26 protein-coding genes and 2 pseudogenes are annotated in these 18,880 nt (G+C 61.1%); 11 read left to right on the top strand and 17 right to left on the bottom strand.

The features are described from left to right. Positions 1-90: 90 nt before the first annotated feature. The 7 genes from DRF71_RS09560 to DRF71_RS09590 all read right to left on the bottom strand — a co-directional run bounded on the left by DRF71_RS09560 (position 91) and on the right by DRF71_RS09590 (position 4,622). On the bottom strand, positions 91-2,649 hold the full coding sequence (locus DRF71_RS09560; RefSeq protein WP_112310352.1) for a DUF3987 domain-containing protein: 2,559 nt from the start codon (positions 2,647-2,649) through the stop codon (positions 91-93). Positions 2,650-2,652: 3 nt separating this feature from the next. After that, the gene (locus DRF71_RS09565) at positions 2,653-2,931 is read right to left on the bottom strand and encodes a hypothetical protein (protein ID WP_198672129.1); all 279 of its coding nucleotides are present in this window, start codon (positions 2,929-2,931) and stop codon (positions 2,653-2,655) included. A 140-nt stretch (positions 2,932-3,071) separates the two neighbouring features. Next, the gene (locus DRF71_RS09570) at positions 3,072-3,656 is read right to left on the bottom strand and encodes a MerR family transcriptional regulator (protein ID WP_112310353.1); all 585 of its coding nucleotides are present in this window, start codon (positions 3,654-3,656) and stop codon (positions 3,072-3,074) included. 81 nt (positions 3,657-3,737) lie between these two features. Beyond that, positions 3,738-3,968, bottom strand: a complete 231-nt coding sequence (locus DRF71_RS09575) for a hypothetical protein (protein WP_112310354.1) — start codon at positions 3,966-3,968, stop codon at positions 3,738-3,740. Continuing rightward, positions 3,965-4,168: a hypothetical protein gene (locus DRF71_RS09580; protein WP_112310355.1), complete on the bottom strand. Its 204-nt coding sequence runs from the start codon at positions 4,166-4,168 to the stop codon at positions 3,965-3,967. Before DRF71_RS09580 ends, DRF71_RS09575 begins: the two co-directional genes overlap by 4 nt. Then, entirely contained in the window at positions 4,165-4,431 is a 267-nt protein-coding gene (locus DRF71_RS09585) for a hypothetical protein (protein WP_112310356.1), read from the bottom strand. Before DRF71_RS09585 ends, DRF71_RS09580 begins: the two co-directional genes overlap by 4 nt. Beyond that, positions 4,428-4,622 carry a hypothetical protein gene (locus tag DRF71_RS09590; RefSeq protein ID WP_112310357.1) on the bottom strand — a complete coding sequence of 65 codons (195 nt, stop codon included), beginning with the start codon at positions 4,620-4,622 and terminating at the stop codon, positions 4,428-4,430. Before DRF71_RS09590 ends, DRF71_RS09585 begins: the two co-directional genes overlap by 4 nt. Before the next feature lie 58 nt (positions 4,623-4,680). On the opposite strand from DRF71_RS09590, the pseudogene DRF71_RS29020 reads away from it, so the two are divergent. From DRF71_RS29020 to DRF71_RS09615, 4 genes and pseudogenes are all read left to right on the top strand, one after another. Further along, a pseudogene (locus DRF71_RS29020) lies at positions 4,681-4,803 on the top strand (helix-turn-helix domain-containing protein); the annotation flags it as partial. 131 nt (positions 4,804-4,934) lie between these two features. Further along, the gene (locus DRF71_RS09600; protein WP_112310359.1) at positions 4,935-5,801 is read left to right on the top strand and encodes a hypothetical protein; all 867 of its coding nucleotides are present in this window, start codon (positions 4,935-4,937) and stop codon (positions 5,799-5,801) included. A gap of 239 nt (positions 5,802-6,040) precedes the next feature. After that, positions 6,041-6,319, top strand: a complete 279-nt coding sequence (locus tag DRF71_RS09605; RefSeq protein ID WP_112310360.1) for a hypothetical protein — start codon at positions 6,041-6,043, stop codon at positions 6,317-6,319. Positions 6,320-6,799: 480 nt separating this feature from the next. Continuing rightward, positions 6,800-7,318, top strand: coding sequence for a hypothetical protein (locus DRF71_RS09615; RefSeq protein ID WP_112310362.1), 519 nt, complete (start codon positions 6,800-6,802; stop codon positions 7,316-7,318). A 119-nt stretch (positions 7,319-7,437) separates the two neighbouring features. Here the strand turns inward: DRF71_RS09615 and DRF71_RS09620 are convergent, their stop codons facing one another. Beyond that, a complete protein-coding gene (locus DRF71_RS09620) occupies positions 7,438-7,635 on the bottom strand; it encodes a hypothetical protein (RefSeq protein ID WP_112310363.1) in 198 nt (65 codons plus the stop codon). A 494-nt stretch (positions 7,636-8,129) separates the two neighbouring features. Then, positions 8,130-10,118, bottom strand: coding sequence for a hypothetical protein (locus DRF71_RS09625; RefSeq protein ID WP_198672228.1), 1,989 nt, complete (start codon positions 10,116-10,118; stop codon positions 8,130-8,132). Between the two features lie 53 nt (positions 10,119-10,171). Here DRF71_RS09625 and DRF71_RS09630 point away from each other — a divergent pair, with 53 nt between their 5' ends. Next, a complete protein-coding gene (locus DRF71_RS09630) occupies positions 10,172-10,516 on the top strand; it encodes a hypothetical protein (protein WP_232831419.1) in 345 nt (114 codons plus the stop codon). 111 nt (positions 10,517-10,627) lie between these two features. Here DRF71_RS09630 and dcd read toward each other — a convergent pair. Both dcd and DRF71_RS09640 read right to left on the bottom strand, forming a co-directional pair. After that, a pseudogene (gene dcd / locus DRF71_RS29385) lies at positions 10,628-11,235 on the bottom strand (dCTP deaminase). After that, positions 11,219-11,920, bottom strand: a complete 702-nt coding sequence (locus DRF71_RS09640; protein WP_232831420.1) for a hypothetical protein — start codon at positions 11,918-11,920, stop codon at positions 11,219-11,221. The pseudogene dcd and the gene DRF71_RS09640 overlap by 17 nt, the downstream one beginning before the upstream one ends. Before the next feature lie 12 nt (positions 11,921-11,932). Between DRF71_RS09640 and DRF71_RS28540 the strand changes: the two genes are divergently transcribed. Then, positions 11,933-12,184 carry an Lrp/AsnC ligand binding domain-containing protein gene (locus DRF71_RS28540; RefSeq protein WP_332872058.1) on the top strand — a complete coding sequence of 84 codons (252 nt, stop codon included), beginning with the start codon at positions 11,933-11,935 and terminating at the stop codon, positions 12,182-12,184. On the opposite strand, the gene DRF71_RS09650 is transcribed toward DRF71_RS28540, so the two are convergent. Beyond that, positions 12,177-13,070 carry a LysR family transcriptional regulator gene (locus DRF71_RS09650; protein ID WP_112310367.1) on the bottom strand — a complete coding sequence of 298 codons (894 nt, stop codon included), beginning with the start codon at positions 13,068-13,070 and terminating at the stop codon, positions 12,177-12,179. The two genes, DRF71_RS28540 and DRF71_RS09650, sit on opposite strands and share 8 nt — an antisense overlap. A gap of 135 nt (positions 13,071-13,205) precedes the next feature. Between DRF71_RS09650 and ygiD the strand changes: the two genes are divergently transcribed. From ygiD to DRF71_RS09670, 4 genes are read left to right on the top strand one after another with little or no spacing between them, the layout of a single operon-like run. Then, entirely contained in the window at positions 13,206-14,024 is an 819-nt protein-coding gene (gene ygiD, locus DRF71_RS09655) for a 4,5-DOPA-extradiol-dioxygenase (RefSeq protein ID WP_112310368.1), read from the top strand. Positions 14,025-14,067: 43 nt separating this feature from the next. Continuing rightward, positions 14,068-14,469 carry a DoxX family protein gene (locus tag DRF71_RS09660; RefSeq protein WP_112310369.1) on the top strand — a complete coding sequence of 134 codons (402 nt, stop codon included), beginning with the start codon at positions 14,068-14,070 and terminating at the stop codon, positions 14,467-14,469. 56 nt (positions 14,470-14,525) lie between these two features. Beyond that, positions 14,526-15,488: a glutathione S-transferase family protein gene (locus DRF71_RS09665; protein ID WP_112310370.1), complete on the top strand. Its 963-nt coding sequence runs from the start codon at positions 14,526-14,528 to the stop codon at positions 15,486-15,488. Next, positions 15,488-16,108: a prolyl oligopeptidase family serine peptidase gene (locus DRF71_RS09670; RefSeq protein WP_112310371.1), complete on the top strand. Its 621-nt coding sequence runs from the start codon at positions 15,488-15,490 to the stop codon at positions 16,106-16,108. Before DRF71_RS09665 ends, DRF71_RS09670 begins: the two co-directional genes overlap by 1 nt. A 2-nt stretch (positions 16,109-16,110) precedes the next feature. On the opposite strand, the gene DRF71_RS09675 is transcribed toward DRF71_RS09670, so the two are convergent. Genes DRF71_RS09675 through DRF71_RS27365 form a run of 5 tightly spaced genes read right to left on the bottom strand, consistent with a single transcriptional unit; the run spans position 16,111 to position 18,659 of the window. Next, positions 16,111-17,166 (bottom strand): phosphatidate phosphatase App1 family protein, encoded by a 1,056-nt coding sequence (locus DRF71_RS09675; protein WP_157971015.1) that lies wholly within the window; start codon positions 17,164-17,166, stop codon positions 16,111-16,113. Positions 17,167-17,214: 48 nt separating this feature from the next. Next, positions 17,215-17,445, bottom strand: a complete 231-nt coding sequence (locus tag DRF71_RS09680; protein ID WP_332872059.1) for a sensor histidine kinase — start codon at positions 17,443-17,445, stop codon at positions 17,215-17,217. Continuing rightward, positions 17,439-17,843: a sensor histidine kinase gene (locus tag DRF71_RS09685; RefSeq protein ID WP_157971016.1), complete on the bottom strand. Its 405-nt coding sequence runs from the start codon at positions 17,841-17,843 to the stop codon at positions 17,439-17,441. The genes DRF71_RS09680 and DRF71_RS09685 overlap by 7 nt, the downstream gene beginning before the upstream one ends. After that, positions 17,840-18,511: a cache domain-containing protein gene (locus tag DRF71_RS09690; protein ID WP_269814358.1), complete on the bottom strand. Its 672-nt coding sequence runs from the start codon at positions 18,509-18,511 to the stop codon at positions 17,840-17,842. Before DRF71_RS09690 ends, DRF71_RS09685 begins: the two co-directional genes overlap by 4 nt. Beyond that, positions 18,492-18,659 (bottom strand): hypothetical protein, encoded by a 168-nt coding sequence (locus DRF71_RS27365; protein ID WP_157971018.1) that lies wholly within the window; start codon positions 18,657-18,659, stop codon positions 18,492-18,494. Before DRF71_RS27365 ends, DRF71_RS09690 begins: the two co-directional genes overlap by 20 nt. Between DRF71_RS27365 and DRF71_RS27970 the strand changes: the two genes are divergently transcribed. After that, on the top strand, positions 18,649-18,880 hold a 232-nt coding region (locus DRF71_RS27970), incomplete at its 3' end, for a hypothetical protein (protein WP_198672130.1). The genes DRF71_RS27365 and DRF71_RS27970 overlap by 11 nt on opposite strands.

Here is an 18,880-nt window from a genome sequence, read left to right on the forward strand (position 1 = left end):
CCGCCTCGAGCGGTGGTGGGGTTGTTGGGGTTAATGGGGTTAAATCGGGTGCCGCCTGTCCGAACTCTTGGGCGATGGTGAACCACTTGCTCATGGCTTCTCATGCAAGGCTGGGTTCACCACGAAGCGCCTGGACGGGCGTCCGCCTTTGGGCGCGCCGGGGGTGGGGACAAGACGGATCAGGTCACCCACAGCCAAAGCATCGAGGGCGGGATCGAGCTCGGCCTTCGTCGCGATCCCGGAGCGGTCGAGGCGAAGCACATCGGTGGTGCTGAACGCCTCCCACCCCTGTTCGATGATCAGGGCCGCCAACTTACGCCCAGCGCGATCTTCCTTGGCAATCGATCCATCGGCATAGGATCGGATTGCCATCGGCAGGAGGTAGGCCTCGATGAACCCAGCGGCCCGGCCAAAATGGTTAGGGCTGATCTCGGTCACCTCGGGCGCGCCAGCCAGCCAGTCCAGAACAGCGAAGATGAGCGACAACCGCACCGCCATGCCCGGCAGCTTGCCGATGAAGGACAGCAACAGGCCTTCGTGTTGGGCCTCCCAGTCCCGACACACCAACCGGAAGTCATTCAGGTGATCACGGGTCGGCTCCATGAAGGGGATGAACCACGGGCGCAGCTCGCCATCCTCATCGGCCACCATCGACAGCCCCACGAGGCGGCGAAGGGCGGATTCAATGAAGGCTGCATCCGGAACATGCTCGGGCCGCTTGATCGGCGCCGGGTTGGGCCAGATGGGGAGGAACCGGGCCAACAGGCCATCGTCATCGGTCTTCATCAGCAAGGTCTTCAGCTTGTCGGGCTGAATACCACCAGTGACGCCAATCGTCAGGCGATTGATCCAGACCGGATCACGCCCCATGCGCTCGACCGAGTATCCCTTTCCGCCATAGGCTTCGAGCCAGAACGGGCGGTCGCTACCACCGGAATATCTGGACATGTTGCCCAGCCAGCCAGACAATTCATCCCGGAAAACCAGGGTGCCCCGGGGCTGTCCGGCGACGATCACTGCCAGCTTTTCCGTGGTCGCATCGGCAAGGGCATAGCGCGGCATTATCGGCTCGGGGCCGGGATCGGCTTCAGCGGGCTTCTGCGGGATGTCGTCACCGTCACGGATGGCGGCCTTCACCGCCTCTTTCCACGCGGACTCAGCCAGCTTTGCCACCTCGGCCGCCGCTCGCCATGCGGTCAGCCTGCCCTCGACCTCCTGGCGGCCCTCACGCTCGACAACTTTCAGGGCAGCCATGACGGCATCAAGCCCCGGGCTTTTCCCGGCGCTCGGATTGCCGATGGCCATAGACCAGAGGATCGGCGGTTCAGACCAGCCCTCCCAGGGCGCGACCCAGCGGGTGTTGCCGAGGAGCGCGCCGGTGACGCTCAGAAGCGCCGCAACGACATAGTCGGCGGGCGCTCCCTTGGATTCCGCAGCCGTGCGTATCCAGCTGCACCACGCGGGTGGAAAGACCTGCTCAAGCGGCAGGGTGGGAGCCTCGGGCAAGATGGTGCGGAGATACCTCGGATCAGGCGCCCCCCACACGGGCTCTGCATCCCTCCTGCCGGGGTTGTCCCCAGGCGCGGCCCTATCATCCCGGCGGTCAGCAGGCCGGGTATTGGTCAGGCGTGCTTCCTCGGCATATTCCCGAACAGCGGTAACGAAATCACCGCTCTTCTCATGGTGAACATAGAGGTCGAATGCATCTCCATAGCGATGGCCATCCGGAGTGGCGCGACCGACACCGGCCGCTGCATCGCTGGAGGAAAGGCTGACCCAGTATTCGCCAAAGTCTTTGGTGGCATAGCTGCCCGAGGTCTGCATGGGGCTGCGCCAATCACGGGAGCGCCCGGCCTGCTGATATCCATAGCGGGTGAACAGGTCCGCAATGGTGTGGGCCTGATTGAAATGATCGACCGGCTTGGTATCCGATCCTGCGGGCGCATTGCTCGGGCGGCGTTCACGCTCTTTGCGGGCAAACTCTTGGGCCGCGCGGATCTGGGCGCGATTTTCTTCCCGACGAATGACCACAGGATTATCAGGATCCATGACAGCAGCCCGTCCGGCGTGCAGGCGGAACTCGTAGAACTCGCCCTTGTTGGGCAGATAGATCAACTGGCCAGGTCGGGCCAGCGCGCGATCCGGGATCAGCGTGCCTGCGCTCGCCGCTTCCAGAAGATCATAGAAAGCCATCATCGTGTCGCTGTAATCGGCGCCGGGGATGAAACCTTTGAGCGGGATCAGGGCGCGCCACTTCTTGTTGTCCTCAGTGGACGAGCGCGACGAATAGATCATGCACCGGGCGTCCGGCAGCACGGCATGGACGGTGTCCAAGATGTCGCTGAGCGCCAGATTGTTCTGGTCCACATCAATGGTTGCCCAGAAGAATTGCCCGTTCAAGCGCTGAGCCTCATGCGCGCGGGCATCGGAGCCATGGTAGGTCGACGGAATGAACCACCGGGCCTTGTCCTTCGGCACCGAGGGCGGGTTTTTCACCATGGCAAGGATCTGCTGCCCGTCCACGGTATTGTAGGGCTGACCGGCCAGCTTCGCGGGATTGGGACGGCCATCGCTCAGGGTCGGCACATGGGTATCGCTCTGGCCGAAGCCGCTGGCGAAGCTGAGAGCAGGTTTGGTCTGGGCATTCATGGCTCACTCCTCCGAGGTCGAGTCGCGGAGCGGGCCAAGCTTGCCCTGCGCCCAATCATCAACCGCCACCCGGGGATAGAGCGGGGTGCGGTTCACCTTCTGAAAGGGCGGGCCGCCGCCACGGGTCGCCAAGGTGGCCAGCGTGGAGGGTGCCATGATGATCCCATGTGCCAGCTCCAGATACTGGCTCACCTCGTCACGGCGAAGGCGGGGCTTGCGCAAGGCAGGCGGCAGGCTGATCGGGGTCGTTCCCGCAAGCGGGTTATTTTGCTCGATAGTCATTTGTTTCTCCGGCAGGAGGACGCTCGGGGAGGGCGCCTATTGGTGGTGCATGCCTAGAATCATGTGGTGGAGTAGTGAAAATCCAAAGAGGTTGATTTCAGTTATCCACAATTGCGCGACATAGGCAGAAACCCGGGCTCCTATTCGGCGTCCGGGGTATTCTCTTCTTTGAGTTCCGACACGATGCGATACAGCGGACCATCGACGGCCTTCTTGACCGCATCGGCAAGCAGCCGGTGGTCAATGATAAGGCAATGGAAGCTCCCGTCTTCGCTCAGCCGATCCGTGATGTAATTCAGATCACCGCACCGAAAGACGCTACCATAAAAATTATCCGAAGGCGGCAGAGGGGCAACCAGATAGCGGCTGTTTTCTGCGCCGTGAACTCGGCTGAACAGGATCCGCTGCTTGATGCTTTCGGGCATTTCATCGCCCTCAAACTCAAATGCACCCTCCAGCTCTCCGAACTCCCGATGCATCGGAAGAAGCGAAAGTCCGGCGATGCTTTTGGCCATGGTGAGGCTGAAACCACTGGCAGAGAGCATCTTGATGATCATCAGCTCGACGATCCCGTTGAGATCGAAAACCGTCCAGCCATCGCCCTGCCGTTCAGCAAGGATGCCACGGCGGCGCCAGTCACGTTGAACCGACACCGAGACGCCGGTGACTTCGGCAGCTTCCTTGGGCGAGAACTCCCGCCCGATAGTTGTGACAGTGTAACCCATGTGCGCCTCCTGATCGTGAGATCATCACACGGTTTTAAAAGCGTGTCAACGTCACACGGTTTTCATCACTCTGGGCGCCGGTCACCCCTCCCAGTCGGCATCATCGATTGGTGCCAACAGCGGCATCAGCATTGCCAGAACAGCTTGTAGGGGATGGGACTTGTAGAAGTGATCCCGCCCAAACACGATTTCCGGGTTCCAGTCGTGATCCGACGCCAGGACCAGCGACTGGACGATCCCGATGGCCGCCATGAGATTGTCGGATGGCGTGTGCATCCGGACCTCAGTGAATTTGAAGGTGCTGTCGCTCATGCCGCGGCCTCCGGGAGGTTGATGCTGTCGAGGTTGTGGTTCAGCTTCTCGGCCAGTTCACCGGCCACTTGGATGAGCGCGGTGACAGCCGTGCCTTGGCCCCGTCCCTCGTTGTCGAGGATGGCGATGGCCTCGATCACACCGCACAGGGTGCAGGACATGTCCTGTTGGTTCTGGATGTGCTGGCGAAGGGTGGTCATGCCCTGTCCTCCTTCTTCCAGATGCCCAGACCGCGCGCCCTCTCGTGGGCTTCGTTGCCATCGATGACGACTGCCTGCATTTCCTCTGCGACCTCCAGAGTGGTTGCGACACTCCCCAGCCTCACCGGATCGATGCATCCGCCTCCCCCATCGGCTTCGAGGGCGATCCTTGCCGTTCGGATCAGAGCGGCAACGACATAGGACAGATCACCGGCCCACTGCTCGGCCGGGAGACCTTTGAACATTTCGCGCCCAACGATCATGCTGCGCCTCCGATCAGCTTCTCGATCTGGCGGCGGGCAGCACGGACATAAGACCGGAACTCGCGCTCGGTCTGGCTATAGCCGCCCGGCCGTTCGCTGGCGTCCAGGGCGAGGGAAAGGCAGTCATGGGCCTCAGCGAGGCGGGCAGAAGGCAAGCCGGTATCGGCTGCCGAAACGCAGGTGCGCGGCATTGTCAGGACTCCCGATAGGGGTTATCAATACTAAAAGTATCATATTGAAGGTCGCGCCATGTCAATACTAAAAGTATCAATAGAGCAGGTTAAGGCCGCGCGTGCGCTGCTCCGCTGGTCGCAGTCGGATATGGCCGAAGCCTCCGGGGTGTCCCTCCCGACCATCAAGAGGCTTGAGGCTGCGACTGGCGCCATAGGCGGGCGAGAGGAGACAGGAACCATGATCCAGGCTGCCCTCGAGGCTGCTGGTGTCATCTTCCTGGCCGATGGCGAAGAAGGCCCCGGTGTCCGGCTTCGCAAGGAGCACTTCTGATGTTCTGGCGGCTCAAGATCCTCGTAGTTCGCCTAGCAATCGGGCTTGCGCTGAAACGCCCGACTCCGGACACCATACCGTTGTCAGGCGAGGACCAGCTGCGCGCAAGAAACTACTGCCGGGCTTATATCGGCACAGTTCACACTGATCTTTATATTGCGGTCACTGGGCGCTCGCGTAAGGGCGTGACCGGGCTGCTTTGGAATGGCACGGCCCAAGGGGGCAATGTCTCATCACTACAGAACAAATTCCTTCCGTCGTATCCCGTTGTAATTCAAACATATTACGGCGAGGCTGAGATCCACTACAGCCCAGGGGTATTCCTGCTTAGCCATGTCGTCCCGCTGTCTTGGCTAAACCTCTATCGAGGGAGGTTCCTTCAGTGGATGTTTAACCGAAAGCCCCTTGTGCGCCGTGAGCGCTATGATGTCCTGCGGTGGGCGTATGACCGAGGCCTTGCGCAAGGCACGACAGACATTAGCCCAGAGACCTTCCTGAAGGAAACGAGCAGCCTGCGCTGGATGCGGCACCCAAAGGGCGGCGAAACACTGCGCTACTACAGCCTCGTCTTCGAGTCCCTGCTTGGATCGGGAGACCTTCAACGACCAGCAGGGCAGGGCTACAGGTTGGCACCTCAAGCGCTCGCGACCCTCTCCCGACTGGAGGAAGACAACCGGCGGCACAAGGACAACCTCCGCCAGCAATCCATCATGGCTGTGCTGACCTTTGCTCTCATACTGGTGGGGCTTCCTGCGGCGCTGGATGCGGGGCGAAAGCTGATCCGGCCTGAAGTGGAACAGCGCGACGAGCAGGCCGTCCAAGGCAGCACCACCGCTCCCACCCAGGAGGCACCGGCGCCTGACTGAGCCGGTTAAAGGGGTTAAAAGGGTTAAATCGGTTACCCCTGATGCTCGTTCAGCCCCGGCTCCCTCCCTCTCTGGTGGGTAAAATAGGTTAAAAGGGTTAAATGGGATTTCCCGGTAACCCTTCTAACACCCCCCTCCGTCATCCCGGCGAGCGATGGCCAAGGCTCGTTTCGCGTTGAATAAAGGCCCTCGCCCCATATTATCGAGCCAGTAAAGACCACGCCCGCCCTGGAGCCACCATGACCGACGACACGCCCAACATTGTGCATTCTGGAAAGAGCCAGTCGGTGGTGGTCGACGGCCTTCGGTTCGACATCCAGATCTACAGGGGCGAGGACGAGAAGGACTGGATCCTTGAGGTGGTCGATACCGAGGGCACCAGCCACGTCTGGGAGGATCGGTTCGCCAGCGACCGGGACGCGCGCAACGAGGCGATCCAAGACCTAGAGAAGCACGGTGCCAGGGCGTTCATGCGTGGCGATGAGGCGGGGAACGTGGTGCCGTTCCGGCGGGGATAAGGCCGCGTAAGGCATGATTCTCACAGGCGGGGGCACCACGAGACCGCACCTCTTGAGACGTGTTGCCGTTGGATGTAACAAGAGTGACACTAGATCTTGTCAGATCTCATGCCGCTTCGCATGGTGTTGGTGCTGACGAGTCAAATGGATCACACTTTATGTATTCGCCGTGCGCTGTGTTGACACTTGTCAACGCTTTATTAGATAAGAAGGCATAGACGTTGACGAGACCAAGGCACCCGAACAAGCACATTGAAGCGGCGGTATCCTACGCGGAAGAACGCGGATGGATCTACAAGGCACCCGGCAGCAGTGCGCATGTGTGGGGGCGGCTTCTCTGTGCCTTCTCGGATCGTGAGGGCTGTCGCGTGTCCGTGAACTCTACGCCTCGGGTGCCAGAACACCACGCGGCAAAAATAACCAAGGCCGTGTCGGCCTGTGAACATGAACACTGCCCAGATAAGAAAGGGGGCCCAGAAGATGATCTATGACTTTGCGTTTGTAGTTGACGCTGACCCTCATGACGAGAGCTTCGAGGATCGCTTCATTGAGGCTGGTTGCGATGATGCAACCTTCTTTTTGCTGCGTGGAACTGCGACGATTAGCTTCGACCGCGAGGCTTCCTCCTACAAGGAGGCCGTATTTTCTGCATACCAGCAGATTATTGCAACCGGGTCGCAAATCTTGCGCTTTGAACCAGATTTCCTCGTGAGTGCTACGGATATCGCTGAACGCAGTGGCCTCACGAAGGCAGCAGTCAGCCTTTACATAAAAGGGGAGCGCAAAGAGGGATTCCCTGCCCCTAATGCGCGGTTTCATTCATCTACTCCCCTTTGGGACTGGGTCAAGGTTTCCAAATGGCTTGTGGAACACAAGCATTTGCCAATGGAAGCGTATCGCGAGGCTTTGATTTCCCGTATCATCAATGCTGGCGCACAGATCAATCAAGTGGATCCGGATTGCCAGTTTGATATTGCCGGAGCACTCGAGGCCGCTTGACCCACTACATTGTTCAAGCCGTCCAAAGCCCCAGATATTAATCTGGGGCTTTTTGCGTCCGGAGCACTACGTCCAACATCCCTGACCAGAAATGAACGACCCGATATGTTTTCGGCGCATCAAGCGGCCCAGTCCGGAAAGATCTCGCCCTCGACATCCTCACCCGCCAGCGCCCGCGCAATGACATCCGAGACGCGGTTCGCGGCCGAGACAAGCGCCACATCGGCCATATGGGCATAGCGGCCCGTGACGCTGCCTGCGGTATGGCCCAGCAGCCCGGCGATGGTGAACTCGGAATAGCCCAGGGTGGTGGCCACCGAGGCGAAGGTGTGGCGCAGGGTAGCCTATGTGATGATTCAAACTGATGTGCGAAATGGATTGCGCGCGCCTTCCACTGCCAGGTTCCCAAGCAGGTACAACAAAGGCACAGGGCATGTTGGTGACTGCGTTTATCAGGTCTATGGTCAGTTTGATGCCCAGAACGGTTTCGGCGCGATGCTGCGCGGCACCTTCTCCGGAACAATCCGTTACTTCCCTGAGCGTGAACAGTGGCGGACCCTAACATTGGACATAAATGGCTAGGGCTGCGCTGCGCGCGCGGGTTAGTGCACGGGGCGGCAAACACCACGCTGCTATACCGGCGCGGCTAAAGGGCCTGCTGTGCCGTACAACCGTTTAACATGGCAGGGTTTGGCCGGTTTAAGGGGTTATTGCAGGTAACGGCACATAGGTGGGCCTGCAAAACCCTTTATACCCTGCAAACCAGCAGGGCGGGTATCGACCCGCCCGACACAGTGCAGGCAGATATGGGTCAGAACGGACTATCCTGCGGTTCCTCCCCGCTGGAATCGCTGACCCTATACCGCTTTACCCCGGAAGGATCGTCGATACATCTCAGAACACGGCCTCCTACCAACCGGTCTTTGTGACGTGCGAGATACCGACCGATGCTTCTCGCGTTGAAAGTTTGCTTGAGCGTACGGTCGATAAGCGCCTGACGCAAATCAAAGACCCTCCCACGCGAGCTCTTTCCAGCCTCTTCGCTGATTTCCGCGAGTGTCACCGCTGCTCCGCCGAGCGCATCATGCCATAGCTCAAGCAGTTCAGCGAGGTCGCCCTTACGCGGATCATCCGCGATCACCCGCTCACGGGTCACAGTCGGATCATCCTCCCCCAACCAGACCAGCGACTCGCGGACGAGGTTCCAGTCTTCGAAAGACCCCATAGGAGTTAAAGGCTGCGGCTTGCCAGCCGTCACATAGGCCCGAAGCACGGTCAGTGCAGCGGCGACAAGCTGCGGGCGCATCCGCATGGCCTCGTCAACAGGGCTGAAACCATGTGCCTCCTGATCCGGCCGCTCCTTCCCCGTATCGATCCGGCATACGAGAGTGCGCCGCCCGAGATCCCCAACGACTTCCAGATTGTTGCCCGTGGCCATGACGAGGGCATTGGTCGGCAGGCGTTTCACCTCAGACTTACCAAGTACGCGCGAGGCGATAACCTCCTGCGTCAGCATTGAGCACAGAGTGTCACCGCCAAGGGGACGTTCGCAATTGTCGATGACCAGCACCGCATCGCCAGCCATGAGGACGCTGGCAAGGCGTTTTTCGTCCTCTTCCGGCGTCTTCCCCTGCGAGATAATGGTAGGCTTGTAGCCTGCCGCAATAACCCCAACTGTCTCACAGAGCAGGGTTTTTCCAGATCCGGCAGTTGGCGCATCGACAGCTATCAGGGGTGCTGATGGCAAAATGCGCCTCATCACCGCCGTCAAACAAGCGGAAAGCAGGACAGCCCGGTCAGCGCGGCTTGGAAACTTATACTCGCGGAATGGTGCGTAAAGGATTTCCAGAGCCGTCTGCGCGTCCAGTTTGCTCGGAGTTTCAGGGATCACGGGAAAGACTGTCCCACCGGGATCATAGAGTAAGCCGGAAACCTGATCGTAACCGGGCGTCTGCAATATCGTACCGTCTGCCCGAATGGTAGGACATGATACCACACCGCGCAGGACCGGCGCTCTCCACTCTCCAACCCGCGCCAGCAGGGCACTTGCATGGCTCACGGGTGGGTTGATCGGCCTGTTTCCAGACTCATTCTGAAAGTACCAATCAGCGGTGCGAGCAAAGTTTTCGCGCAGCCAAGCTCCGCTAATCGGATGAATCAGCAACGCACCGCTCGGACGGGACACACCATCCTTGCCTTCGCTAAGCGGCAATCTGAGAACCCGAACCAGATTCTCGCCGCGCTGATATACACCCAACCGACCCTTGAGCAGTGCCTCCTCAGCTTGATCCACTTCTTCCGGCAGCCGCCCACCCTGAACAAATATCTCCGACCGTCCGTCGCTGCGCTTGCCGGGTTTCGGTTCGGCCTGACCAATCCATGCCCGCAACGTCTGTTCGAGGCCTTGCAGGCCGAGGCGATTGCAGAGTTCAGGAAGACCCCACACGGGTTCACGAGCGGCTATCCGTTCACGCGTGGCTGCCGCTTTCCCTTTACGTTTCGATGCCTCCTCGTCCCCTGCCAAGGCCGCAACTTTCTCGGTCAGCAGGTCAACAGTTTCAACATCGAGACCCGCACGGACAAGCACGCCCGAGAGGATCATGCAAATCTCATCGCGCTGACCGGCACCAGTAGGATAGACTGCCGCAACGACCGAAAGGAAGGCGAGCAGGCCACATCGGCGCTTGAGATCGGCGGCCTCGATAGTGGGAATCACGGCAGGGCTATCAATCCACAGAACCCGTTCGCCGCTGGCCTGCACGACTTTGCGGCTTCTGGCCGGGTCTTCGGTCGGCGGCACGAGTTCTTCCCGCTGTCGATGGGCATGGGCAGAAGGTTACTTTTTGGCTGCCGATGGTCCTCGCCATCGACGAGCAGGCCAGCGCGATCTTCATCGAACCGCGCCGCAATCGTGGCTTGAACGCAGGGGGCCGCAGGTTCGCCTTCTCCATGATGCACGAGCGCATCCGTACGGCAGACGAGGACTTTGCCGAAGTGCGGTTGACCATCGCCCAGTTTGGCGACCCGTCCGATGATCGGCGCGCGGTCAGGCTCCACACGGATGAAGGGCTCGAACTCTACTCCCGCGAGGAGTTGGAGCAGATGGTGGCTTCGACCTATGAGATGTGGCGCGAGGTGCTGGAAGAACGCGAGCGCAAGGCGCGCGATCGTACGACGGGGACTGGCCCGCTGATCTGATGCGGTCTTGCAAATCGGCAGATGGCCCCTGCGAGACTATTTCTAAACCGTAAGGTCGCGTGTTCGAATCACGCTGGAGTGCAGATTTTCCTCTCAAGTGCTTGAAGAATTTCACCTTCTGGAGAGGCTTGAGAGCAGCGGAAGATCGCTGTCGTGCGAGGCTTTGGAGATTGTCGGTCTAACGTGCCCGATGTATTTCCTTCGTTGTCCTGCGTTCATGTAGGCTTCCGGCTTTTCATTTCTAAAGAACCGAGCCTGTACCACTCTACTTCCGACCACCAGCTCAATCGGCACATTCGAGTGGTTGAACAGCTCCAGCGAGACACACCCGCGAAAGCCAGGCTGGAACATCGAATTGATGCTTATGCCGAGCCGGTGGTAGCTGCTCTGCTGATGATGTCAGCATACACGTCTGAGGGCAATCCGATGTACTCAAGAGAGGTTGCTAGGACAGTCTGCCCGGGATGGACTAGGAAAACGTCACCGAGGTCGCGTCTGGTGGACTGAAAGAATGCTTCTGGCCCTGATCGGTTATTTTCCGGGTGTAGGCTGATACTGGGTCTTTGATTGAGGACCGAAACGAGGAAGTCATAGCCAAGGCGCAAGTCTACAGAGACCGCCCCAACCTGATCACCCCCTAGCAACGGGTCGATGAATATCTGTCCATCTTGCCCACTGTTAATCCTTGCCGTGAGCTCCTCTCTAGTTAGAAGTGACACTGTTCCATCTCTCTCTGACTTCAAAGTTGCGGATCGACTTTTCCACTAAGTCATTGACCGTCCTTTCGATCCCATGCACATCAACCCCATCGTCTATCCATGGCGCGGCACGGTTGTTAATCTGGTCAAACAGATAGTCCCAACCGCTAGGGAAGACGCCATAAAGCTCTGCGTCTTCTGAAAATCGGTAAGGCAGGACATCATTAAAAGGGGCTGCGAGGCTCGGCAATTTGAAGCGCTGGCTCAGCGCTGGCAGCTTTCGTACAGCCAACGTCGTTTGGAACAGACCAACCATCGGATCTTGCTGGCCGTTAAGAAAGTGCTCGATCACCTCGACACGTCTTGCTGTCGCGGGGTGGGTGTGGCTGGCCCCATGGTCTGGTGCAATAGCCAAAAGAGACTTCCTGCTGCCCTCGCCCGTATAGCAGGTGGAAAATAGGTCCGCAAAATGCTCCATCCGATGATTCAGATTTGCTTCTCGCCAGATTGCAGGATGCAGGTTTGCCGGAGGCGGCCCAGGCGGGGCGAGCAACAGGGAAAACTCAGATACTTTATAGTGGTGATCCACAAAGTGCCCAAGCTCATGAAAGAGCGGGATGCAGAATATTGGGCGATGCTTGAATGCCTCCGGCGCACCTATTCGGACCAAGAGGGGTGCATAACCATTTGTGTCGAATTTATCCAAGGCCCGCGCGATGTGCGACCAAAGGTCCGCAGGGTTGACGACCGTCTGGCGGGGTTTGAACGCAGCATCCGCGATTACTCCGAGGTGGTGGATTGCTGGCTGATGACCGGCAGTTTCGACTATCTCTTGCGCGTGGCGGTGGCCGATCTGGTAGAATTCGAGACCTTTCTGACCGGCAAACTGACCAAGGTGCCCGGGGTTGCGCTGATCGAATCCTCGATCCCGATCCGGCGGGTGAAGACGAAACTCAGCCGGATCAGCTGAGGGATTTTCGGGTCTCGGCCACGACATAATCAATCAGGCTGCGCACCTTGCGCGGCAGAATGCGCCCCTCTAGCCAGACCATCGAGACGGGAGAGACCGGGCCGTCATAATCTGGCAGCAGCCGCACCAGGCCCAGCGCAGCAAGGTCTGGTGCGGTGACGAAATCCGGGCAAAAGGCGATCCCCAGCCCGTCTTGCGCGAGGCCCAGCGCCACATGGGCCGAATTGACCATGAATCGCGGATGGATCTGGGCCTCGACCGTCATGCCCTGACGCGTCAGTGGCCAGAGCGCCGGGTCATGGTGGTTGGTATCGGCAATGCAGTCGTGATGCGCCAGATCGGCCGGGCTTGCCGGAATCCCGCGCCGCGCGATGTAATCCTCGGATGCGATCAGCAGGCTGGTGATGGTGCCGATCCGCCGCTGCACCAGCAGGCGCTGGCTGGAGGTGCCGATGCGGAAGGCCACATCCACCCCCTGCGCCGCCAGATCGGCATAGGCATCATCCAGCCGCAGGTCGATCACCAGATCCGGATGCGCCAGAGCGAAACCGCGCAGCAGCGCCTGTACATGGCTCTGTCCGTAAGTCACTGGCGCCGAAACCCTGAGATTGCCGGAAAGCCCGCGTTTGCCCTCGGAAATGCCGGCCAGCATTTCGTCGAACCCGTCCAGCAGCGCCGGGGCGCGGCGCAAAAGCTCCTCCCCCTCGGGCGTGGTGCCGACGCGGCGGGTGGTGCGCTGCAAAAGCCGGACGCCCAGTCGCTCCTCCAGCCCCGCCACATATTTCGACGCCAGCCGGTTCGAGATCCCCAGCCGTTCAGCCCCCTGTGCGAAGGAGCCGGCCTGCGCCGTGGCCACAAAGGCCCTGAGCCCGTCGAGAAAATCCATCTGCGCGCCCCATATTGGGAACATTTCGTTCCCACTCATTCCCAATATTCGCCATTTAGTTCTTAAACGCCGAGGAGCATATTCCCGTCAACAGGCGAAAGACTTCGCCCCTGGCATTCCGAAAGGAGAGTTGAAATGAGCTTCGCCAAAGCAATGCAGGACCTGAAAGACCGGCTCTCGGGGTCGGACCGGATGCCGCTGGTGTTTCTCGGCCACGGTTCGCCGATGAACGCGATCGAGGATAACGACTATGCCCGATCCTGGTCGGCTCTGGGTGAAAGCCTGCCGCGGCCTCAGGCGATCCTGGTGGTTTCGGCGCATTGGATGACCAATGGCACCACGCTGGTGGATGTGTCGCGGGTGCCGCGCACCATCCATGATTTCTACGGCTTCCCGCCAGAGTTGCACGCGGTGCGATACCCCGCGCAGGGCAGCCCCGAAATCGCGCAGGAGGTGATCAGCCTGCTCGCCAGCCACCATGCCGAAGGCGATGACACCTGGGGTCTCGATCACGGTGCCTGGTCGGTGCTGGCGCATCTTTACCCCGATGCCGATGTGCCGGTCTTCCAGCTGTCCATCGACATGTCGAAAGACCTCGACTGGCATCTGACCATCGGGCGTGACCTGGCCGATCTGCGCAACAAAGGCGTGCTGATCCTTGGCTCCGGCAATGTGGTGCATAATCTGCGTACCATGCGCTGGGGTGGCAAGCCCTATGACTGGGCGCTGGAATTTGACCAGTTCTTCGCCGACCGGCTGGAGACCCGTGACTTCGCGGCGATTGCCGACCGCGCAAAGATGGGCAGCCTTTTCCGCATGGCGCAGCCGACGCCCGACCATTACCTGCCCGCGCTGACCATTGCCGGCATCGCCGATGGCCGTGACCGGCTGAGTTTTATGAACACCTCGATCGACATTGCTTCGGTGTCGATGCGCAGCTTCATCTTCCACTGATTTCCCCGCGCGCGGGCATCGCGCCGCATCAAGGACCAAAATCATGCTTGACCTTACCACCGCCCCCTGGGGTGTGCTTCTGCTCCGCCTGGCTCTGGCCGCCCTGTTCTTCGCCCATCTTTATCTGAAGCTCTTCATCTTCAGACCGGCGGGCTTTGTCGGCTTTTTCAAATCCATCGGCCTGCCCGCAGGCCTTGCATATCTTACGATCCTGGCCGAGCTGGCCGGCGCCGTGGCGTTGCTTCTGGGCATCTGGCCGCGTGTCTTCGCGCTGCTGCTGGTGCCGCTGATGCTGGGAACCATCATCAAGGTCCACGGCCCTGCCGGTTTCTGGTTCGACCGCCCGAATGGTGGCTGGGAATATCCCGCCTTCTGGATCGTCGGCCTGATCACGCTGGCTTTGCTGGGTGACGGCCCCTGGACCCTGATCGCCAGCCCGTTCTGATCTGCTATAGGGGGAGGTGGCGCGCCCGCCTCCCCGTTTCCATGAGGAGAGACCCGATGCTTGTGAACGGAAAATGGACCGAGGACTGGCAGCCTGTCCAGGCCACCGACGCCAAAGGTGGTTTCGTCCGCCAGACGTCGGGTTTCCGCAACTGGATCACGCCGGACGGCGCTGCCGGCCCGACCGGCGAGGCCGGGTTCAAAGCCGGGGCCGGGCGTTACCATCTTTATGTCGCGCTGATCTGCCCCTGGGCCTCGCGCACCCTGATCGGGCGCCGGCTGAAAGGCCTGGAAGAGGTCGTTTCGCTTTCCGTGGTCGAGCCCGAACTGGGCGATCAGGGCTGGCGCTTTGCGATCCCCGACCCGGTCACTGGCGCCACCTGGATGCATGAGATCTACAGCGCCGCTGACCCCCAGGTCTCGGGTCGCGCCACGGTGCCGGTACTTTGGGACAAAAAGACCGGCACCATCGTGAACAACGAATCCGCCGAGATCCTCAGGATGTTCAATGCGGGTTTTGGCGCGCTGGCTTCCGGCCCCGATCTTTACCCCGAACCGCTGCGCGCAGAGATCGACGCGCTGAACGAGCGCATCTATCCGCGTCTGAACAACGGCGTTTACCGCACCGGTTTCGCGACCACCCAGCTGGCTTATGAAGAGGCGTTCCAGGACGTGTTCACCCAGCTTGACGAGCTGGAAACCCGCCTGGCCTCTGCCGGGCCGTTCCTGTTGGGCGAGACTTTCACCGAGGCCGATATCCGCCTCTTCGTGACGCTGATCCGGTTCGACGCCGCCTATTACGGGCTCTTTAAGACCAACCTGCGGCGCATCGCAGATTACCCGGCGCTGTCGGCTTACCTCGCCCGGGTGATCGCGCTGCCGGGGGTGCGGGAGACCGTCTCCATCGACCATATCAAACGCGGTTACTACTCGATCAGAAAGCTGAACCCGCTGGGGATCGTGCCGGTCGGGCCTGACCTGCCGGGGATCGACCCGGTGACCCTGAAAGAGGCTCTGTGATGGCGATTTCACTGGTTATCCTGCTGCATGGTGTCGGCAGTATGGGCTCGAATATGGCGCCGCTGGCCTCTTACCTCGGCCGCGCTTTGCCCGGTATGGCCTTCGAGACCCCCGATGCGACCGAGCCGAATGATCTGAGTGATTACGGTCATCAATGGTTCTCGGTTCGCGGTGTGACGGCTGAAAACCGCGCCGCCCGGGTCGAGGCCGTGCGGCCGGCTTTTGACGCGCTGATCCGCCGGCTGATTGCGAAGCACGGGCTGACGGATGCGCCGGAAAAGGTCGCCTTCCTGGGTTTTTCGCAAGGCACGATCATGGCGCTGGATGCGGTGGCCTCGGGGCGCTGGAACCCGGGCGCCGTGGCGGGGTTTTCGGGGCGGCTCGCGACCGGCGACCCGCTGATGCCCGCGCCGGATACCAGGGTGCTGCTGGTCCATGGCGATGCCGATACCGCGATCCCGGTCAGCGAGTCTGCCAGCGCGTTTGCCCGGCTGCAGGCGGCGGGCATGGATGTCTCGCTGACGGTGTTCCCCGGACTGGGCCATTCGGTCAGCGAGGCGGGGCTGGATCTGGCGATCCGGCACCTGACGCGCCCTCTGACCGGGCCACTGATCGCCTGAGATCAGAGCGGTGACCAGTCTTCCGCCGGGCCGCTTTCCGGGATCAGATGCCAGCGGGCGCTGGTTCCGGCAAAGGCGGACTCGAACCGCGCGGGGCGCAGATCGCTGCCGGCGACCTCGCGGATGGCGATGGTGATGGTGTGGTCCGGGAAGGCACGGGCGGCCTCGCCATAGAGTTCCGGATCCTGCTCGCCGCTGTCACCGATCAGCAGAAAGCGGCGGGCGGGAAAGTCGCTCAGGATCTGCCGCAGCGTCGCGCCCTTATGCTCTGCCGTGCTGCCCTCACCGGGCAAGAGCCGGTTCCAGGTGGTGCTTTCGCGCAGGTGCAGGCTGCCCATCGGGAAGTCCTCCTCCCCGATAAACCCGAGCAGCGCCGGGGCCAGCTGGATCGGGCTTGACGACAGGTAGTGGAAGCTTGCCCCCACCTCGCGGGCCAGCCGCCGGTAAAGCGTGGCCATGCCGGGGGCGGGCTTGAACACTTCCATCAGGCTGCCGCGCAAGAGCGCACGCGTGTCGGCGACATTGCTGATCTTGATGGTGTCGTCGATATCCGAGATGATCGAAAGGCCTTCAGCCGCCACCAGATGGGCGATGCCGTCGAACCGCTCCTCAACCCCGCTCCGGGCGGTGTAAAAGCGGATCAGCCCGCCCTGGCCGGGCGCGGGAATCCTGATTCTTGCCGAGACGCGGCCACCGCGATCGGTGGCGGGCAGCTTGAATGCAGGAATGCCCGTGCCGTCAAAGCGGACCAGCAACTCTTTGCCGCGCTCGGAATCGGTCAGGAACCAGCGGCTGCGTTCGGTAAAAATCGCGCGGGTTTCCGGGCTTTCCGCGCCGGGATCGACGCCAAGCGCGGTGGTGAAGGCCAGCCTTGCACCGGGGCGGCGTTCGAACTCGAACACCCAGGCCTCGATACTGACCTCGACCGCGCCGAGGAGCAATTCGCGCGCATAGCCGGGCAGGAAAAGCACCGTCTCATCCGCTTTCAGCCCGCGCGCGGACAGCCGCCCGGGCAGTGCCGCCAGCCCGATCCCCGCCATAATGCTGCGCCGTGTCATCATCATCCACCCTCCGCCGGGGCATGATCGGCGCCGCATGGGCGCTGGTCAATCCGCGCTGTCATCTGCCATCGGCAGGAAGATGCGGAAACTGGTGCCCTGGCCCTGGCGGCTGGCCACGTTCAGGCTGCCGCCCTGGCGGGTGATGAGGTTCTGGCAGATGGGCAGGCCGAGGCCGGTGCCGCCCTCGCGCCCGCGCGTGGTAAAGAACGGGTCAAAGGCGCGCTCCAGGATCGCGGCCTCCATTCCCGGGCCGTTATCTCTCAGCGTGATCACCACGCCGTCCTGCCCGTGTTCAGCGCCGTCTTCCAGTCGCAGCGTGATCTGCCCCCCTGCGGCATGGCCTGTACCGCATTCGAGATCAGGTTGATCAGCATCTGTTGCAGCTCATGCGGGTTCATCCGGATCTGGCGGGTGGAGCGGCTCTCCTCCTCCGGCACCACGCCGGAGCGGCTCAGCAGGTGGCAGATCAGCGGTTTCAGCCCCTGGATCGCGGCAGCGGGGTCGGTGCTGAGCAGCCCATCGGTGAATTCCTCGGGTCGGGCGAATTGCAACAGCTGCGCCACCAGGTTGTTGATGCGGCGGATCTGTTCGTCGATCAGCCGCAGTTCCGGCGCGGCCTCGGCCTCATGCTCGGCCAGCACCATCCGTACCACTTCCAGATTGCCGGAAATCACCGCCAGCGGGTTGTTGATTTCATGCCTATCCCCGCCGTCACCTCGCCGATGGTGGCGAGTTTCTCGGCCAGGATCAGCTGGCGGCTGGTCGCCTGCAACGCCTGATTGGCGCGGGTCAGATCTTCTGTGCGTTCTTCGACCCGGGCATTCAGGTCCTGGTTCCGCCCGCGCAGCTCCTGCTCGCGGCATTCGAGCTGCGCCAGAAGCTGATCGAGATGGGCCGAGACAAGGGCGATTTCGCGCGCGCCGGCAACCGCGCCGGTTCGCGCGCCCATATCGCCGGCCTCGACCAGCGTGATCGTGTCGCGCATCGCGGCAATCGGGCGAAAGATGCCGCGCGCCCAGGTCAGGGCCAGCGGCACGAACAGACCGCAGACCAACAGGAAGGCGGCGCCGATCATCATCAGCGTCACCCGGCGGGCCTCGGTATAAGGCGCCTTCGGAATGCCGGCATAAAGCATCCCGACCCGGTTCCCCCGCACATCCGTCAGCGCCTCAGAGGCCGAGATATACCAGCCATTCACCACGAAGGCGGTGTCATGCCAGCCGCGCCCCTCGCCCCTCGCCCCTCGCCCGGCACCCGGGTCGGGACCTCGGCCGAGGCACGGGTGCCGATGGCGCGCGCCTCTCCGGTCGGGCGCAAAGTGGTCAATTGCGGGTATCGCCAAGGAAAAGCGAGATGATGCCGCGATTCAGCCCGTCATCCAGGGTCGCGGCCAGCGCAGTATTGCTGGCCGGATAGACCAGCGCCGAAACCTGGTCGATGAATTCTTCAGTGCGGTTCAAGAGGATACCGCCGACCAGCTTGCCTTTCATCCCGTCGGGCAGCCTCGCGCAATATCTGGATGAGACCACGCCGAAGGATGTCACCCCGGGCCAGGTCAATTACTGGAAGAACACGCCGAAATTCTTCATCTCCTATCTCAGGAACCAATACGGCAAACACGCCACCAAAGAGAACGACTTCGCCTTTGATCTTCTACCGAAATGGGATCGCAGCTATGATATGCTGGCCTATTTCGACATGATGTATACCC

This window comes from Pseudogemmobacter bohemicus, from assembly GCF_003290025.1.
In the GTDB taxonomy this organism is placed as follows: domain Bacteria; phylum Pseudomonadota; class Alphaproteobacteria; order Rhodobacterales; family Rhodobacteraceae; genus Pseudogemmobacter; species Pseudogemmobacter bohemicus.

Coding starts and splice junctions, on each gene's coding strand:
- DRF71_RS09560 (WP_112310352.1), bottom strand. CDS start 2,649: ATGAATGCCCAGACCAAACCTGCTCTCAGCTTCGCCAGCGGCTTCGGC.
- DRF71_RS09630 (WP_232831419.1), top strand. CDS start 10,172: ATGGTCCTCGCCATCGACGAGCAGGCCAGCGCGATCTTCATCGAACCG.
- DRF71_RS09590 (WP_112310357.1), bottom strand. CDS start 4,622: ATGCCGCGCACCTGCGTTTCGGCAGCCGATACCGGCTTGCCTTCTGCC.
- DRF71_RS27365 (WP_157971018.1), bottom strand. CDS start 18,659: ATGAAAGGCAAGCTGGTCGGCGGTATCCTCTTGAACCGCACTGAAGAA.
- DRF71_RS09675 (WP_157971015.1), bottom strand. CDS start 17,166: ATGACACGGCGCAGCATTATGGCGGGGATCGGGCTGGCGGCACTGCCC.
- DRF71_RS09605 (WP_112310360.1), top strand. CDS start 6,041: ATGACCGACGACACGCCCAACATTGTGCATTCTGGAAAGAGCCAGTCG.
- DRF71_RS09575 (WP_112310354.1), bottom strand. CDS start 3,968: ATGAGCGACAGCACCTTCAAATTCACTGAGGTCCGGATGCACACGCCA.
- DRF71_RS09585 (WP_112310356.1), bottom strand. CDS start 4,431: ATGATCGTTGGGCGCGAAATGTTCAAAGGTCTCCCGGCCGAGCAGTGG.
- DRF71_RS09570 (WP_112310353.1), bottom strand. CDS start 3,656: ATGGGTTACACTGTCACAACTATCGGGCGGGAGTTCTCGCCCAAGGAA.
- DRF71_RS09650 (WP_112310367.1), bottom strand. CDS start 13,070: ATGGATTTTCTCGACGGGCTCAGGGCCTTTGTGGCCACGGCGCAGGCC.
- ygiD (WP_112310368.1), top strand. CDS start 13,206: ATGAGCTTCGCCAAAGCAATGCAGGACCTGAAAGACCGGCTCTCGGGG.
- DRF71_RS09670 (WP_112310371.1), top strand. CDS start 15,488: ATGGCGATTTCACTGGTTATCCTGCTGCATGGTGTCGGCAGTATGGGC.
- DRF71_RS09565 (WP_198672129.1), bottom strand. CDS start 2,931: ATGACTATCGAGCAAAATAACCCGCTTGCGGGAACGACCCCGATCAGC.
- DRF71_RS09615 (WP_112310362.1), top strand. CDS start 6,800: ATGATCTATGACTTTGCGTTTGTAGTTGACGCTGACCCTCATGACGAG.
- DRF71_RS09665 (WP_112310370.1), top strand. CDS start 14,526: ATGCTTGTGAACGGAAAATGGACCGAGGACTGGCAGCCTGTCCAGGCC.
- DRF71_RS09600 (WP_112310359.1), top strand. CDS start 4,935: ATGTTCTGGCGGCTCAAGATCCTCGTAGTTCGCCTAGCAATCGGGCTT.
- DRF71_RS09580 (WP_112310355.1), bottom strand. CDS start 4,168: ATGACCACCCTTCGCCAGCACATCCAGAACCAACAGGACATGTCCTGC.
- DRF71_RS09660 (WP_112310369.1), top strand. CDS start 14,068: ATGCTTGACCTTACCACCGCCCCCTGGGGTGTGCTTCTGCTCCGCCTG.